Genomic DNA, 15,313 nt, shown 5'->3' with positions numbered 1-15,313 from the left:
CCGCCGCGTGGTTGGATCATCACCCGCCCAATTTGGGAGTCAGGCACGGCAGACACTGCGCTCGACAGCGAGCGGAGGCTAACAAGGGTAGCCACTAGAAGCTACCCATCGTGGAACGAAATCAATGCTCTGCTGGGGTTGCTTTCCTATTGGGTGTGCCTGTCGAGCCGGTACGGGTCGACGAGGAGGTCCGCGTCCCAGGACCCGGTGGTCGCCGCGGCACGGTAGGTGGCGCGCAAGAACTCGAGCAAGGTGGCGTCGGGGTCCGCCGCCGTCCGCACGGCCTCGTAGGGCAGCAGGAACTGGCGGAATTCGTCGCTGTAGAGCGCCCCTTCGACGCCGATGGGTGCGTCCCGGTACCCCTCCGGCTCGGGATAGGCGTAGGAGTAGAAAGCTCCTTCCTCGCCGCCGCCGGCCCAGAAGCCGCAGCTGGAGAGTTCGTGGGAGTACCCCTCCTCCATGACCCAGTCGGGGCAGTTCGGGGCGCCGCCCGGGTGCGTGGGCGCGGGCCTGCCCGAAAAGCGCGTGCAGGCGAGGTCCATGGCGCCCCAGAAGTAGTGCACCGGGCTGACCTTCCCGAGGAACTCGGTCCTGAAACGGGTGATGACGCGCTCGGCCTGGATCAGCTGGCGCCAGTAGGCGGTGACGGCCTCCGCGTCGTAGGCGGTGTTGGCGTGGTCCGCGGCGAACGGGACGGCGGGATCCACCTCGGTGGGGACGGGGCGAATAGGCGCCTCGATCCCGAGCGCCGCCAGCGCCGCCATGGTCCGCTCGTGAAACTGCGCGACGGACTGCGGCTCGAGGGGCACGCTGCGGTCCTCACCGGAGCTGCTGCGCACCAGCAGGCGGTGCGAGACGACGTCGAACTCGATGTCGAACATGCCGTTTCCATACGGTATCGACGACGTGCCGAGGCCCCGCGGCGTCACGTACAGCGGCACCTGCCACCAGTGATTGACGAGCGGCGCATGCGCCATCCGGATCTTGCCGACAACCTGCAGCCACATGTGCAAAGTGGACTGCGTGTCCTGCCAATCGGCCACGCGCAGCGCAGGCCATCCCTCGGCCGTCGAACTCGACGCAGGACCCGCCTCATCAGTGTGCAGCATAGGTTTCGTTATGTCGTTGTGCATCTTGGTTCCCGTCCTTCGTAGACAAGCGTTTCGGTCTTAGGGCGTGGGCTCTTGGCCTTCTGCAGGGGGATCTGCGCTGCGCAAAAGGCCGTTGGCGATGATGCTGGCGCGGACGATAACGTCCCGCTGTGCGGGATTGTAGAGTGCCTGGATGGCCTCGACAACGGTGTCCTGAGTCACTTCAGCGCTTTTGGTCACGTGATCTTTCGGGTCGCTCAGCCAGGGATAGTCCTTGAGTGTCTTGGCCAGCGTGGGCGCGTAGCGTTCGGCGAGTTCCTGGCGCACACTCTCGTCCGCGTCGGGTGCCAGCGCATCGAGGTCTGCGCTCAGCTCATCCGGGTCCGCCTCCTGCATGTCCCGCAGGTCACTCATCGCCTCTTCGCTGTAGAGCTGGGAGTAGATCAGCACCAGGGACCGGTCCGCCTCCGACATTCGGGCTGCAACGTCCTCGAATCCCGGGGGAACGTCCGTCACCGACGATCCGTGAAGGATTGCCTGGATCTCGGCCCTGGCGCGCTGCAGCCGCTCGATGCTCAACCGGAGGTCGCTGTCGATGGCGCGCAGTGCCTCGGTCGACGACTCGCCATCGACGGCGACCTGGTCGATCTGGTCGAGCGGGACGCCGAGGTCGCGCAGGCGTCTGATCCTCAGGAGGCGAACGAGGTGTCTGACCTGGTATTGCTTGTAGCCGTTGGACATGCGGTCCGGCTGCTCAAGAAGTCCGATCTGATGATAGTGACGCACGGTATTTACGGTCGTCCCCGCCAGATCGGCGATTTCCCGTGTACTCCAACCCATCCCTGTCCCTCCCTCCTGGATCATTTTCGGCAGTTGGTTGTCGATGCGCGCCACGGCGGGTTCGTCATCCGGCCTCGGATCGATTGAACTCAATGTTCTCACCACACGCTCAAGGAAGGAGTTCCCCCGACGTTGGCGGGTTCGGGACGACGGATCGGACCGCATCGACGATCGGCGTCCGACCGCTGGTGACTTCCAGAATCTGCCGGGTCACCTCCGGCTGAAGGAGGAGTTCGGTCAGAACCTCTGCCACATCCTCCCCTGAAATATCCTCATGCACGGCCGCGGGGCCAAGGAAGACCGTCCCTTGGCCCGGGCGGTCCTGCAGGAGGGATGGCCGGAGGATCAGCCAGTCAAGGCCGCTTTGGCTGACTTTGATGTCCACGAGCTTCTTGACCGCGAAGTAGTATTCCTCGTCGTCGCTGAGGTCCCGCTCACGCCAGGCCTCCGGAAATACCGAAACGAGGGCGAATCGTCTGACGCCGGCACGCTCCGCCGCGGCCAGACTTTTGTCGACCGCGACACTGTCGATAGCGTCCGTCTCTTCCTTCGTGCCGCCATTGGAACCCGCTGCGAACACAACCGCATCAACACCGCTCAAGAGGGGTGCCAGAGCTGCCGCATCCATGGCAGCCAGATCGCCGATATATGTGGAGACGCCGCGTACCTCCAATCGGCGTTGCTGGTCTTCGGTGCGCACTAGCCCGGATACCTGGCTGCCCCTCTCAAGCAGACGTTCCGCAAGGAGCCCACCCACGGCACCGCTGATACCAATAATGAAGACTTTCACAGGCTCACTCCCTAACGTAGATATCGGACTCCGGCCGTCGCACGCCTTACCAGCCGAGCAGGCCCAGTACTCCGGTCGCGGCCGCGGCGACCGCGGCGGTCCACACGATGATGGCGATTGCCTGCCACAGCAGCACCCGCTGCTTGCTTACCCCTGAGGCGACGAAGAACGCTGCGGTCAGTTGCGTGGGAAGGGCCAGCGGCGCCAGCATGCTTGCCCCGGGCACACCGAACCTGGTCAGCCATCCCCGCAGGCGGGTTTGGCCCTTGGCCTGCCGGGCCGACCGCGGGGTCGATCCCGGAGTCGATCCCGGGGCCTCGAGCGTCTGGACGGTGCCGCCGGGTCCGCTGCGGCCTGCCCGCCGCGCGATGACCTGCTGGCGGAGGCTCGAGCTGAGCAGCACCACCACCAGGACGCTCAGGAAATTGCCCACGGCGCCGGCGATCCCTGCAATGATCGGGTTGACTCCCGCGATGATGCCCAGGGCCGCCGAGCCTTCGCCCTCGACATAGGGGATCATCCCGACAAGGCCCACACCGAGGGGCTGCAGGACCTCCGGGACCTGATTCACGAAGTCCTGGAGGCCTTCAAATAGAGTAGCCATGCTTATCTTCCTTACGTTTCCGGCCGGGAGTTCCCTCGCCGCCGGCCTGGTCGGGCCGTCGTGTGAAGGCCCTGAATGTTCTGACGTCGTCATTGAAGACCCTGTGCCAACAACACAGTCAAGGGCATGTGACCAAACCCACGTTGCAGGAGCCGCGGACGGTGTTGGACTCCGGGAGCCCCTGCGTTATCATCACCCCGCGCAGCGCAGATGGACGGATCGACGAGGCAGCGGAAGGGTACCGCAGAACCCGCCACGGTATGTGTGTGTCACGCTGCCGACGCCGCTAGAATTCAGCGCGCCAGCCGCGGATGAGCTGGGCGACCTCGTCGAGGTTCGATTCCAGCAGGAAGTGCCCTCCGTCAAGCAGCTGCACCTGGGCGTGAGGGGCGTCCCTGAGAAACGCCTTGGCACCGTCCGGGCCGAAGATCTCGTCGTTCCCGCCCCAGACCGCCAGGACAGGAATCTGCGATTCACGCAGCCACTGATGAACCGCCGGGTACAGCGTACGGTTCGTGTGATAATCACCGAACAGAGCCAGCTGCACCCGGTCCATCCCTGCCCGGCCCAGAAGGGCGAGGTCATGCTCCCACGCGTCCGGATCAATCGTGGTCACATCGGGGACCCCGTGCTTGTACTGCCATTCCACGGCTTCCCGTTCGAGCGCCGGCCGCAGAGCGAGCTCATTCGCGGGGGACGGGTCGGCGCCATACGCCCAGATGGGAGCCCAGAAGTCCGGCACGAAGCCTTCCTCATAGGCGTTGCCGTTCTGGGAGATGACCCCTTCAATCGACCCTGGGTTGGCCAACGCGAGCCGCCATGCGATCGGTGCTCCGTAGTCCTGGGTATACACGGTGTACTTTGTGACGCCAAGGCCCGCCAACAGCCCGGCCGTTATGTCCGCCAGCGAGTCGAAGGTGTATTCAAACTCATCCACCGACGGCGCCGAAGAGCGTCCAAAGCCGATGTGGTCGGGCGCGATGACGTGATACTCGTCCGCCAGGGCGGGGATGAGGTGCCGGAACATGTGGGAACTGGTCGGGTATCCATGCAGGAGAAGCAGGACGGGCGCACCCACCGGCCCGGCTTCCCGGTAGAACATGCTGAGACCGTTGACTGTGGCGACGCGGTGATGAACTGTAGCCAAGACTAACTCCTAAAATGGTCTATACTGGTTAGTGGAAATGTAGCACAAACGTTGACACCCTCTACAGGTGAGCAACGCGAAAGGGTGAGGATGGTTTCACAGAGCGCGGGCCCGGACGAAGACCTTCTCCTGGCCTTGCTGAACAGCGCCCCCGCCGTCAGCGGCCGGATCACGGAGGAGCTCCATGCAGGAGCAGCCGGAGAATTTGCGGTGAGGTTCGGCGGTGCCGGCTCCGATGCCGAGCTGCAGCATCTGCGGCTCATGAGGCAGGTGCTTCAAGACGTCATCCGGGGGGCCGAAGGGGCGACCGGGCGCCTGGCCGAGTTGCTCTCCGATATCTCTCTCGTGCCGGAGCCGTCTCCGGCAGGTATCCAGTGGCGGCTGGAAGCGGATCCGCCGAAACGACTCGCAGCACGTGCGGCCCTGGCGTGGTCCCGCTTCGCTGAGTCGACACCGGGTCGGCTCAAGGCGTGCGCGAACAGCGACTGCAACCTGTTCTTCATCGATCGCAGTCGACCGGGAACCGGTAGGTGGTGCTCGATGACCACGTGCGGGAACCGAATGAAAACCCGCGCGCATGCCCGCCGCCAGCGGACCAGCCGGGCCACGGACGCCCATTGACGCGGGGTCCGGATGGAGGCACGCGGTTCCCCGGTCCAGCCAAACCCAAAATAGAATGCGTCCTCAGCCACCTGGTCGACCGTGGCTCCTCTGGGGCTCATTGCCCAACGGGCGACGGGAATTCTGTCACCGGCGTTGAGGAAGACCCAGTCATCGTAGAGCAAAGGTTAGGGGAGGATCACGACGCGTTGGCAGGCAAGAACCCCGACCAGAGCTTGGCGGCTCGGGTCCCGCAGGGCTCTGCTCAGCCGGCTGTCGTGGCCGCACCGTTGGGCGGTTCGAAAAAAATCACTCGTCTGATGGCACGCCCGTCGGCAAGTTCGTCCATGGCTTTGTTGATTTCCTTGAGCCTGATTCGGGAGGCGATCAGTTTCTCGACAAGGAGTCTTCCTTCGCGCCAGAGCTGCGCATACTTGGGAATATCGCGTGCCGGTACAGCTGAGCCCGGGTAGCTTCCTGTGGCAGTGACATCGAGTACGTCTGCCCGAGGACCCAGTTCATCGATGGAGCGAGTCGTTCCTCCACGACGCTCGGCTCGTCTGCCTGAGGTGCGAGCTGGGGCACCAAGTCGATGTCCGACCAGTCGTCCTCAGTGTCCCGAGCGGCCGAACCCGCTAACGCGGCACCGGCAATACGCGGATCTTATCGTGCTGGAGTGATCAATTCTGCTTTCAGCTCCGAACGCTCTGCTGACGTAAACATACGAACTAATCAACTCCAGAAACAAGCCGCAGGCACCGCCCGCAATCCGTTCCCCATCTGCAACAGTCACGAGCTTGAGCAGCATGGCGGGCATCGCCTCCCACACTTGCTACCCTTCCAGAATGGAAGCCAAGTCGCGTCGATTGTCCACTAGCACTGAACGGCGTGCCGAGATCATTGATGCAGCTCTTGTGGTATTCGGTGTTCGTGGATATTACGGCACGACGACAGCCGCCATCGCTGCAGCAGCTAATTTGTCTGAGGGTTACCTCTACAAGATCTGGCCGAGCAAGGAGGCTCTCTTTGTCGCGGTCCTTGACGAGGTCAAGCTGCGTTTAAGGGCAGGGATCCTGGAAAGTCTTGAAGGCTTCGAGGCGTCCGGACACCCGTTCTCGGCAGGTGATGTATTGCGAGAACGCGCTGTGCGTACGGGGATTGATCGAAATGCGGCGATGGTCCTGCTTCATGCGACCGCCGCATCTTCCGTGCCGGCGCTTCGTCAGGCCGTGGCTGAATGCTATTCCGACCAAGTCGATTTTCTACGTCGACGCCTTGGTGCGACGGACGTAGAAATTCAGCAATATCTTGCCATTGGTCAACTCATCAACAGTGTCAATGCGTTGGATCCCACCCCGGAAGAAAGGAGTGCCTGGGCCGACAGTCTTCGAGGGTCAGGCGTGTGAGCTGCGGCTCTGTGCTCCCTCTAGGACATCCTGTCGTCCCTCGGCCCAACTCAGAGATGCCGTCATGCTTTGAATTCTCCAACTACCTTCCCGGACCACCATTTCGACTTCCCACTGACCTCCGTTTTTTGTAAGTTCGCCGGTTCCCCCTTCGGTCGGGCGAGCAAGGAGATAAGCCAGTACATTTGCCGAGACGTGAGCAACGTCTCCAATCACCGAGGCTCGAATGCCTCCGAGGACATGCTGTGACGCTTCCAACGGGTCGAGACGTTCCCGCCAGTTCTGTACAAGTTCGGTTCGGCTGATAACCGAACTTGTGCCTCGGGCGCGTGAGTAATCGAGGCTGACTTCCTGTGTGAAGAGAGCCTCGAGGTCCTGCCACTGCCGGCGGTCAACGAACCACGCCATCGTTGACAGTGCATCGCGTGCCGCCTCTTGGTCGGGACCTGCCCCTTCTCGGTTCTGCAATTCATCGGAGTGTGACCTGATGTACTGCTCGAGCTGATGAGCTGGGCGCCCGAGGAGCCGTTCGACGGTGTCTGTGACACGATCCTCAGCGCCGGCGGCAACAACCCGGTCCAAGGCGGCAAGTTCCCGAGCAGGAATGGCGGGAACACCGCTTTCCACCAGGAAGGATGCGAACTCATCAATATCCAAGGCAAGATGAGATACCTGGTGGCTTACTTCGCGCGAGATGAGCGAGGCCATCTCACGGAAGCTATGGGTGCTGGGCCCTGTCAGGACATGATCACCGGCGGGGAACGCTGCCTTGTCCTCCTGCAGTATCTTCACGGCGACCTCAGCGATGTCGTCTGGATCGATGAACGCCACCTTCGCCTCGCCGGTAGCGGAGACAACGACGGCGCGGTCACGAATGGCGCGTGCAAGCGGTGTGGAGCCGATCATGTTGGACATGAACCAGGAGGGCCGCAAGATGGCGACCTGTTCGAACTCGGAGCGCACGTACCGCGCGATCTCGATCAGAGGATGCCGGATGGACTCATCATCGGTCGGAAGCGAGGAAGAACTTAGGACAACGACCCGTTTTACTCCGTTTGCCTTCGCGACAGCAGTGAAGGCTTTGACCAGATCGAGCGCTGCAGGCTCGGCAACAGGAGCAACGAGATAGAGGGCACTGCACCCTTTGCTAGCAGCCGCGTACGTCGTCGGATCCGACCAGTCAAACGTCACGAGATTACGGTTGCTGCCAGGGGACCTGGTTGCGCCCCGAGCCGCTACTCCTGCTTGGAGAAGGAGCCTGAGCACCCGACTCCCCGTCGTACCTGTTGCACCTGTCACAAGGACGGTGCCTGAGTTTGCCGCAGGACTATTCATTACTATCTCCTCATCGTTGCACTGGACCATGTTCTGTCCGCGGGTCTTCATGAAACACCCAAGGCGAACCAAAATGGGTAAGTGAGTATTTACTCACGTAGTCTACAGCAGATCGACTGAGCGACGATTCTCGGATGTGGCTCTTGGAGGGGGGGTGGCCAGGCACCTGGTTGGTGGCAACAGGTGCGGCTGCTAGCGGCTTCACCTCCTCACGGTCCTACTACGCAATGCGGCCTCGGCTGCACGTGCCGACCCTTGAGCGAGATTGGCCGAGAAGTGTGTCCGGCAGCGGTGAGTTTTTCGATGGTTTCCCAGAGGCCGGTTTCACGGTCGGCGTTGCAGGACTCGTCCGATGAGCGGTCCCGCACTGGGGCTGTCCAGGAGTTACGAGCCTGCCGACGGCGCCGGGCTGCGGAATGGACGTTTACTCGGACGGTGAAATTGGACGCAGGGGTACCACAAGTGCAACGCCGATTCCGGTCGACTGCCACTGAAGGTGTCTCAGAAAGCTAAAGCTTTCCGAGACACCTTGGTGAGGTCGAATATGAGGCATCACCCCCGGGACGTTGTCTTCTCGTTCATCTCGGAATCCTCGTGCTGGTCGTGTGGGCCGGCGGTGATCAACGGTTTGCCGTGGACAGTGCGTGGTCGTCTTTGTCTTCGTCGCCGCGGGTCTTGAGCAGACTCGCGACGGTCGCTACGACAATGGTGGCGGCGATGAAGAGCAGCGAGAACCAGATGGGGATCTCGGGTACCCAGAGCAGCGGTTCCCCACCGTTTATGAAGGGCAGCTCGTTGACGTGCAGGGCGTGGAAGACGAGTTTCACACCAATGAACCCGAGGATGACGGCCAGACCCTGGGCGAGGTAGACCAGGCGTTCGAGCAGCCCTCCGATGAGGAAAAATAGCTGACGCAGACCCATTAACGCGAACGCGTTGGCGGTGAAAACGATGTAGGCCTCGTTGGTCAGTCCATAGATCGCGGGGATTGAATCGACAGCGAAGATGAGGTCCACAAAGCCGATCGCAATGATGGTCAACAGCATGGGCGTGACGAAACGCTTCCCGCCTTGCACCACGGTGAGTTTGTCCTGGTGATACTCATCAGTGACGGGTAGGACCCGGCGGATCAGTGTCATGAACTTACCGTTAGCCGGATTGGACTCGTGATTGCTGAACGCTTGCCGGTAGGCCAGGACGAGCAGCAGAGCGCCGAAGATGTAAAAGATCCAGGAGAAGTTCTCGATCAGGGTCGCTCCGATGGCGATGAACCCGCCGCGCAGGATTAGGGCGATGATGATCCCGATCATCAGCACCTTCTGCTGGTACTTCTTCGGTACCGCGAATCCGGCCATCACGATGAGGAAGACGAATAGGTTGTCGATCGACAGTGCCTTCTCGGTGAGGTATCCAGCGAAGTACTCACCACCGAACGTCCATCCGGACACCATGCCGATCCCGACCCCGAACAGCAGGGCGAGCCCGATGTAGAACGCCGACCAGCGCGCCGATTCTGCGATGGACGGCTCGTGGGGTTTACGCACGTGGGCGAAGAACTCGTAGACGAAAAACAGGATCGTCACAGCGATCGTGATGAGCCAGATCAGGGGTGTGATCTGCATAAGGATGCTCCCAAGGGTAGGCGTTGAACAGATACGCCAAGGTCTCCTCCGCCCGGACTATACCGGACCGCACGACCCGAGATGCCTCAGTGCATCCGTATTGACGGGCCGCTCACAGACGGGAGTACTCCCCTTGATAGGAGAACCCTAACCCACCCAAACCCGTCGTCCTAACCGGCATGAATCGGGACTGCCCCGGTCCTGTTGTGGTTGCGCTCGATCTGGGCGAAGGCCGACATGACAGTGAGCATCACTTTGCCCATGGGACCTGGGGTGCTGATGCCTTCGGTGACGCTGCGGAAATGCACTCCCCTGTGCTCCAGGTCATCGATCAGAGCCAGCAGGGCCCCAAAGGGTGGTGTAGCCCTCCATATCCTTAGCCAGGAGAAGCTGTAGTGACTTCTGCGCCACTTCACGCGCGGTAAGCATGGTCGACATGTTGCCCCCTAGATGTGCTTGGAACGGTATCGTTCCAAGCACATTTAGGAGAAAAGATCGAGCGGAGCAAAGTCATGAGCGATGAGCAGACCAACGTGCAGCGTTTGCAGCACGGCCTCGACCTCTTCCTGTCGAAGGACATGAAGGCCTGGACCGACTTGTGCGCGGAGGACGTCGTCGCCGAGTTTCCCTTCGCACCCGAAGGCAGTCCGTCGGTCATCGAGGGCCGGGCGGCGCTTTACGAGTACCTGCGTGGCTACCCTGAGACGATTGACGTCCATGAGCTCCCCACCACGACGATGTACACGACCGGCGACCCCGACGTCGTTGTCATGGAGTGGAGCGTCGCAGGAACGGTCGTGAGGACCGGCAACCCCTACGCCATGCGCTACGCGACCTTCGTGACGTTCCGCGGCGGTGAGATCGCAACCTACCGCGAGTACTGGAACCCGCAGGTCTTCCTCGCTGCCCTGGAGGGCCAGGGCTTCTGATGGGCGGCAATTGACCGCTAGAAACCTGCACCGAAACCCTGGCGGCGCATACCGCGTCTGCGTTGCGGACTTACGAGCCTGTCCCTACGGCACCAAGCCCGAGGAACACTGAAGCGTAGTGGACCTAGCTCATAAGGGCGGAGCGACCATCGCTGAAGGGCACGGCACTCGTGAAGTCAGTCCAGTCATTGAGAGGCCTGGTGGTTTAACCGGCCGGTAGGGGAGTCGGGTCGTTCTGGGGAACGTCTCGCACGTTCGATCAGCCATACCATGATCACGACTGCGACATTCATGAGCATCAGAATGATCATGGCCGGCCCGGGACCGGAATCAACGCCCCGGTTGAGCGCGCTCGTGCCGTTGCCGGAGAACACGGCGTTGACGATACCTGCGACGACGTTATTGGCGACATGGAACGCGATCGCCGCTTCGAGTCCTCCACTGATGAGCCCCATGATCACTGTGCAGGCGGAGAAGACAAAAAGATAACTGACGAACCACGGCTCCACTGATACGTGAACCAGGGCGAACAACACCCCCGAGACGATAATGCTGAAGGCAATTGCGGGGCGCACGCCACGGAACCACGACCCGGCTGCCGGGACGACCGCTCCCCGGAACAACACCTCCTCGCCTGCGGACTGCAACGGAATCGCTACCAGAGTCACGAGAATGAGGAGGAGTGTGGTGGTCCCAATTTCGATGGCACCCGTGCCGGTGGACTCAGGTGCGATCAGCCTGGTGATAGTGCCTCCGATCGCGACCAGCACGGCTGCACCGAGGAGATAAACGCGCAGGCGGCGCCAATCGAACGACCGGTTATGGCGGAACAGGCTCCGCCACGGGATATTTGCCAACCGGGCCATGAGTGCTGTTGTGATCAGCGCGGCAAGGGCGGTGCTGAGGCCGACCGCAAGGATCGTCAGCGGAGTAAGCACGGGTTTCAGTGGATCAGCAGGACCTTCGATCAGCGTCACAAACTGAAAGATCACGATCTGCGCAACGAGCAGAGTCACATGCGCCGCGATCAGGACGATCAAAGACTTCCACCGCTGCATCCGGATATGCACGCCAAAGGGCCGGGAGGGGATCGGGGCCGAGGTCTTCTTGCCGCCCTGCTCCTGCAGGGAGTGTGGCCGGTCCTGAGGGACTGCGCCGCTGCTCACAGGACCACCGACTCGGCCGCACCTGCGCGCGGCGCCGCGGGGTGGCACCCCCACATGTGACCACTTTGCGACCTCCGGCTCGGAGCAGAGCCGGAATCCCCGACGAGAAGATCGTCCATCCGTATGACCCTCATGTGTTCCTCTCAAGATAGTGTCGGCCAAAATCACCGAACCGCATGACAAAAGTGCTTCAACCAATCACCGAGTTCTCATCAAACGAGACCGCCACCGCACACTATCACGCCGTACTAGTACGGCGTGATAGTCGAGGGTTGTGTATCTATCGATAGGTCTTCGCCAGCTCATCCTGTGGTGCCTTCGTTGGCGGCGCCGGCTAGCACGATGTATCGATAACATGGAGCAGGAGGCATATATGGAGACGCACGACGGCGGGAACGTCAGCTCACGAGAGAAGGTCCTTGCTGCCGCGGCGGCGATGATGGCCGAGAACCCCGCGGCGCACCTCAGCGTGCGCGCGGTCGCGGCGCGTGCCGGGGTGAGTGTCGGATCGCTGAGGTTCCACTTCCCCACCCAGGATGCCCTCCAAGACGCCCTGCTGGCGCGGATTTACGACCACTTCTTTCCCGAGGACCCGATCCGCGATCCTGCGTTGTCGGCCCGGGATCGTCTGGTGGCGTGCCTGCGGCAAATCCTCGCTCCTACCGGAGTGGGAGCCGAAGCCCGCAAAGCCTGGGAAGCGGTATATACGAACTTCATCAAGCCAGAACAGACCGCAGACCTCCGCGCGGCCTACGCGGGGATCGAGCGGCAATCTTTGCGCCGCGTCACCTACTGGCTTACAGTCCTCGCGGGCGAGGGTGCGGTCCAACGGGCCGATCACACACCGCAGGCGCGGTTTCTCCTCACCGTCCTCAATGGACTCTCGTACGAGCGGGCCCTTCCGGCGAATGAATCGCTCCTGCAGTCCGAAACCGCCACACTTTACCTCGCCGTTGATGCGGTGCTCGGAACCGGCCGTACCGGCGAGACGCCAGCAGCGACGGGGGTTCCGGCCGGACAAGACTCCGGCCACGGTGGTAGCACTCGCTAGCTCCGTGCTGCCCAGGTCGCCCGCGCAGCAACCGCCAATCGGGCCCCCGCGCCGCGGAGAGGGTGCCGCAGGCTCGGTGAGGGTTCCACAGCGTTCGCTCTGTGGTTCCCTCACCGAGGGTTGGTGGCCCTGGCATTGGCCAGGGGAGGGGGTGGTTCCTTAGACGTCGCGCTTTCTGGTGACGATGAGGGCAGCGGTGAGGAATGCCAGGGACCAGGCGCCCATGACAAGCCCGCCTTGGAACTGGGTCAGGGCTCCCTCGGCGGCCGTCACGGCGACCATCTGGTTGCCTGCGTCCCCGGGCAGGAAACGTGCAGCGTCGGGAACCCAGTCGGCCAGACCCGAAAGCAGCTGCATGATGACCGGCAGGACGAAGAAGATTCCGACGGCCGTGACCACGCCGCCGGCGGTGTTGCGCAGCAGTATTCCCAGGGATATTGAGATGACCGCTACGAGGGCGAGGAACGTGCCGGTGTTGACGATGCTCGCCAGGACGCCGTCCTCGGTGAGGGCGAAATCAATGTCCTGGCTTCCAAGGATGGGCTGGGTGATCAGGTAGGACACCAGGGCGCTGAGCAGACCCACGAGGAAGGAGACGGCTGCGACGACGGCCGTCTTCGCCAGGAGCGCCGGGGTGCGCCCGGGGACCGCGACCATGGTGGAGCGGATCATTCCCGTCGCCCACTCGGAGGCGATCAGGACCACCGCCAGAGAGGCGATGAGCAATTGCCCGAAGATCAATCCGGACGATGGTGTGGTGAGCGCATCGTACGCGGGGTCGCCGGGGCCCTGCGCCTGGAAGTTGGCGGGCATGCCACCGTCATTCATGATCCGCGCGATCTGGGTGTATCCCCAGGCGGCCAGCACGGCGAGACCGACCATGACCAGAATGGTCGAGAGGATCAGGATCACGGTCGAGCGCACCGTGGTGACCTTGATCCATTCGGATCGAAGCACCCGGGAGAAGGTGATGCCGGAGCGGGGCCGGGGGGCGTGCCTGGTTGGTGAGGGCGATGTGGTTGTCTGTGCGCTCATGGTCGGTGTCCTTCCACGGGGATGGTGAGCTGCGTGGTGTCCGGGACGGTGGGGGAGAGGCTGTGGGACTGGTATTCCACCTCGGCCTGGGTGAGCTGCATGTAGGCGTCCTCCAGGGACAGCTGCAGGGGGGTCAGTTCGTAGACCAGGACGCCGGTCCGCTGGGCGGTTTCGGCGATCCGGCGCGGGTCGACGCCGGTGATCTCGATCAGTTCCGGTTCCAGGAGCTGTGAGCTGACGCCGTCGCCGGCGAGGGGATTCAGCAGGTCCTGCGGCCGGTCTGCGCGGACCCGGACCCGGGCCTTGCTTTGACCGTCGATAATGTCCTGGATCGGGGCGTCGGCGATGATCCGTCCGCGCCCGATCACGATCAGGTGATCGGCCGTCAGGGCCATCTCGGACATCAGGTGTGAGGACAGAAACACCGTGCGGCCCTCGGCGGCCAGGTCCCTAGCGAGGTGGCGGACCCACTGCACGCCCTCGGGATCGAGACCGTTGACCGGCTCGTCCAGGATCACCGTCTGGGGATCGCCCAGCAGGGCCACCGCGATGCCCAGGCGCTGACCCATGCCCAAGGAGAACCCACCCACACGCTTTTTCGCGACCGCGCCCAGCCCGGTGAGCTCGATGACCTCGTTGACCCGGGAGTTCGGGATGCCATGGGTGGCCGCCATCGCCCGGAGGTGGTTATACGCCGAGCGCTTGGTGTGAACCGCCTTGGCATCGAGCAGCGCTCCGACCTCGTGCAACGGGGCCTTGTGCTTCGCGTAGGGCCGGCCGTTGATGACCACCTGCCCACCGCTGGGATTATCCAGCCCCATGATCATGCGCATCGTGGTGGACTTCCCCGCACCGTTCGGGCCCAGGAATCCCGTCACCCTCCCCGGCTGGACGGTGAACGACACGGAATCCACCGCCGTCTTTGCGCCATAGCGCTTCGTAAGGGTCTGGGCTTCGATCATGGGCCAATCCTTCTAATCGATGTAGCAGTGAATGTCTTTTTCTGCACGTCTGGGCACCGCCTGCTCCCACCTGAGGGTCCGTTCGTCAAATCGTCGTCCTCGGATACGTGGGCAAGCTGGGTCGTGAAGTTTCCGGAAACGGAAAGGGATCATGGCGTTTCAGTTCCCGGCAATTATCAGAAACTGTGTTCACACAACAGGGTCAACTTGGAATGCCCGGCACCGACAGGTTCCACCCCGGGAGTAGGGGAGGATGCCTGGTGCTCACTGATACTGCACCGGGCCCTGCGGGATGGCTTGGCGACGCCGGGTGAAATCTCAACCAAGACTATCACAGCGTACTAGTACGCTGTATCGGTGGATCACGGCACACCCGTCCGTCCCTGCGACATTGTGGTGGGTGGCGGCGCACTGCTCGATTCGCCCGTTTTCCTTGAGGCACAGGAAGTATCTCCCTGTAGTGGCTGCCTGTCCGCGATGGCCATCCTTGAAACATCCGTACTGTTCTGAGAAGCGGGATCCGTGCGGCAGATCGACCGGTTTCGAGGCGGATGTCGCTGCCTCCTATGGGTGGATCAACCGCGCTATCCCTGCCAACGGTCTTGATGCGTTTGTCGACCGGCTCGCCCACAACATCGCCGACCTGCCCGAGGGGGTACTCGCCGCAGCCAAGCGGAATTTCAATCCCATCACACCGCTCAGGGGCTAAGGGCAGGACGAAACAGAATGGGGTGC

15 protein-coding genes are annotated in these 15,313 nt (G+C 62.5%); 4 read left to right on the top strand and 11 right to left on the bottom strand.

The window, feature by feature from the left end; all coding sequences use genetic code 11:
• Positions 1-146 precede the first annotated feature (146 nt).
• From AC4D2R_RS14985 to AC4D2R_RS14965, 5 genes are all read right to left on the bottom strand, one after another.
• Positions 147-1,109, bottom strand: coding sequence for a DUF5996 family protein (locus AC4D2R_RS14985; protein WP_490940923.1), 963 nt, complete (start codon positions 1,107-1,109; stop codon positions 147-149).
• A gap of 60 nt (positions 1,110-1,169) precedes the next feature.
• Positions 1,170-2,024: a MerR family transcriptional regulator gene (locus AC4D2R_RS14980; RefSeq protein ID WP_490940922.1), complete on the bottom strand. Its 855-nt coding sequence runs from the start codon at positions 2,022-2,024 to the stop codon at positions 1,170-1,172.
• Between the two features lie 16 nt (positions 2,025-2,040).
• Complete coding sequence (locus AC4D2R_RS14975) at positions 2,041-2,721, bottom strand: NAD(P)H-binding protein (RefSeq protein ID WP_490940921.1); 681 nt, start codon at positions 2,719-2,721, stop codon at positions 2,041-2,043.
• A 46-nt stretch (positions 2,722-2,767) separates the two neighbouring features.
• Positions 2,768-3,325 (bottom strand): small multidrug efflux protein, encoded by a 558-nt coding sequence (locus AC4D2R_RS14970; RefSeq protein WP_490940920.1) that lies wholly within the window; start codon positions 3,323-3,325, stop codon positions 2,768-2,770.
• 286 nt (positions 3,326-3,611) lie between these two features.
• On the bottom strand, positions 3,612-4,472 hold the full coding sequence (locus AC4D2R_RS14965; RefSeq protein WP_490940919.1) for an alpha/beta fold hydrolase: 861 nt from the start codon (positions 4,470-4,472) through the stop codon (positions 3,612-3,614).
• 90 nt (positions 4,473-4,562) lie between these two features.
• On the opposite strand from AC4D2R_RS14965, the gene AC4D2R_RS14960 reads away from it, so the two are divergent.
• Both AC4D2R_RS14960 and AC4D2R_RS14955 read left to right on the top strand, forming a co-directional pair.
• Positions 4,563-5,093: a CGNR zinc finger domain-containing protein gene (locus AC4D2R_RS14960; RefSeq protein ID WP_490940918.1), complete on the top strand. Its 531-nt coding sequence runs from the start codon at positions 4,563-4,565 to the stop codon at positions 5,091-5,093.
• An 824-nt stretch (positions 5,094-5,917) separates the two neighbouring features.
• Positions 5,918-6,478 (top strand): TetR/AcrR family transcriptional regulator, encoded by a 561-nt coding sequence (locus tag AC4D2R_RS14955; protein WP_490940917.1) that lies wholly within the window; start codon positions 5,918-5,920, stop codon positions 6,476-6,478.
• Here AC4D2R_RS14955 and AC4D2R_RS14950 read toward each other — a convergent pair.
• The 3 genes from AC4D2R_RS14950 to AC4D2R_RS14940 form a co-directional block, all read right to left on the bottom strand.
• Positions 6,467-7,813, bottom strand: coding sequence for a nuclear transport factor 2 family protein (locus AC4D2R_RS14950; protein WP_490940943.1), 1,347 nt, complete (start codon positions 7,811-7,813; stop codon positions 6,467-6,469). The two genes, AC4D2R_RS14955 and AC4D2R_RS14950, sit on opposite strands and share 12 nt — an antisense overlap.
• 620 nt (positions 7,814-8,433) lie before the next feature.
• Positions 8,434-9,435 carry a TerC family protein gene (locus AC4D2R_RS14945; RefSeq protein WP_490940916.1) on the bottom strand — a complete coding sequence of 334 codons (1,002 nt, stop codon included), beginning with the start codon at positions 9,433-9,435 and terminating at the stop codon, positions 8,434-8,436.
• A gap of 170 nt (positions 9,436-9,605) precedes the next feature.
• The gene (locus tag AC4D2R_RS14940; RefSeq protein WP_490940915.1) at positions 9,606-9,851 is read right to left on the bottom strand and encodes a recombinase family protein; all 246 of its coding nucleotides are present in this window, start codon (positions 9,849-9,851) and stop codon (positions 9,606-9,608) included.
• Positions 9,852-9,947: 96 nt separating this feature from the next.
• On the opposite strand from AC4D2R_RS14940, the gene AC4D2R_RS14935 reads away from it, so the two are divergent.
• Positions 9,948-10,364, top strand: a complete 417-nt coding sequence (locus AC4D2R_RS14935) for a nuclear transport factor 2 family protein (protein WP_490940914.1) — start codon at positions 9,948-9,950, stop codon at positions 10,362-10,364.
• Between the two features lie 185 nt (positions 10,365-10,549).
• Here AC4D2R_RS14935 and AC4D2R_RS14930 read toward each other — a convergent pair whose 3' ends face one another.
• Positions 10,550-11,530 (bottom strand): CPBP family intramembrane glutamic endopeptidase, encoded by a 981-nt coding sequence (locus AC4D2R_RS14930; protein WP_490940913.1) that lies wholly within the window; start codon positions 11,528-11,530, stop codon positions 10,550-10,552.
• Between the two features lie 373 nt (positions 11,531-11,903).
• On the opposite strand from AC4D2R_RS14930, the gene AC4D2R_RS14925 reads away from it, so the two are divergent.
• Entirely contained in the window at positions 11,904-12,581 is a 678-nt protein-coding gene (locus tag AC4D2R_RS14925; RefSeq protein ID WP_490940912.1) for a TetR/AcrR family transcriptional regulator, read from the top strand.
• A gap of 159 nt (positions 12,582-12,740) precedes the next feature.
• Here the strand turns inward: AC4D2R_RS14925 and AC4D2R_RS14920 are convergent, their stop codons facing one another.
• Positions 12,741-13,616, bottom strand: a complete 876-nt coding sequence (locus AC4D2R_RS14920) for an ABC-2 transporter permease (RefSeq protein WP_490940911.1) — start codon at positions 13,614-13,616, stop codon at positions 12,741-12,743.
• Positions 13,613-14,578 carry an ABC transporter ATP-binding protein gene (locus tag AC4D2R_RS14915; protein WP_490940910.1) on the bottom strand — a complete coding sequence of 322 codons (966 nt, stop codon included), beginning with the start codon at positions 14,576-14,578 and terminating at the stop codon, positions 13,613-13,615. The genes AC4D2R_RS14920 and AC4D2R_RS14915 overlap by 4 nt, the downstream gene beginning before the upstream one ends.
• Positions 14,579-15,313: the final 735 nt, after the last annotated feature.

It is taken from the genome of Arthrobacter sp. TJ-217 (assembly GCF_058269255.1).
The sequence above is the reverse complement of the archived record's forward strand: the minus strand, read 5'-3'. Positions and strand labels throughout refer to the sequence as shown.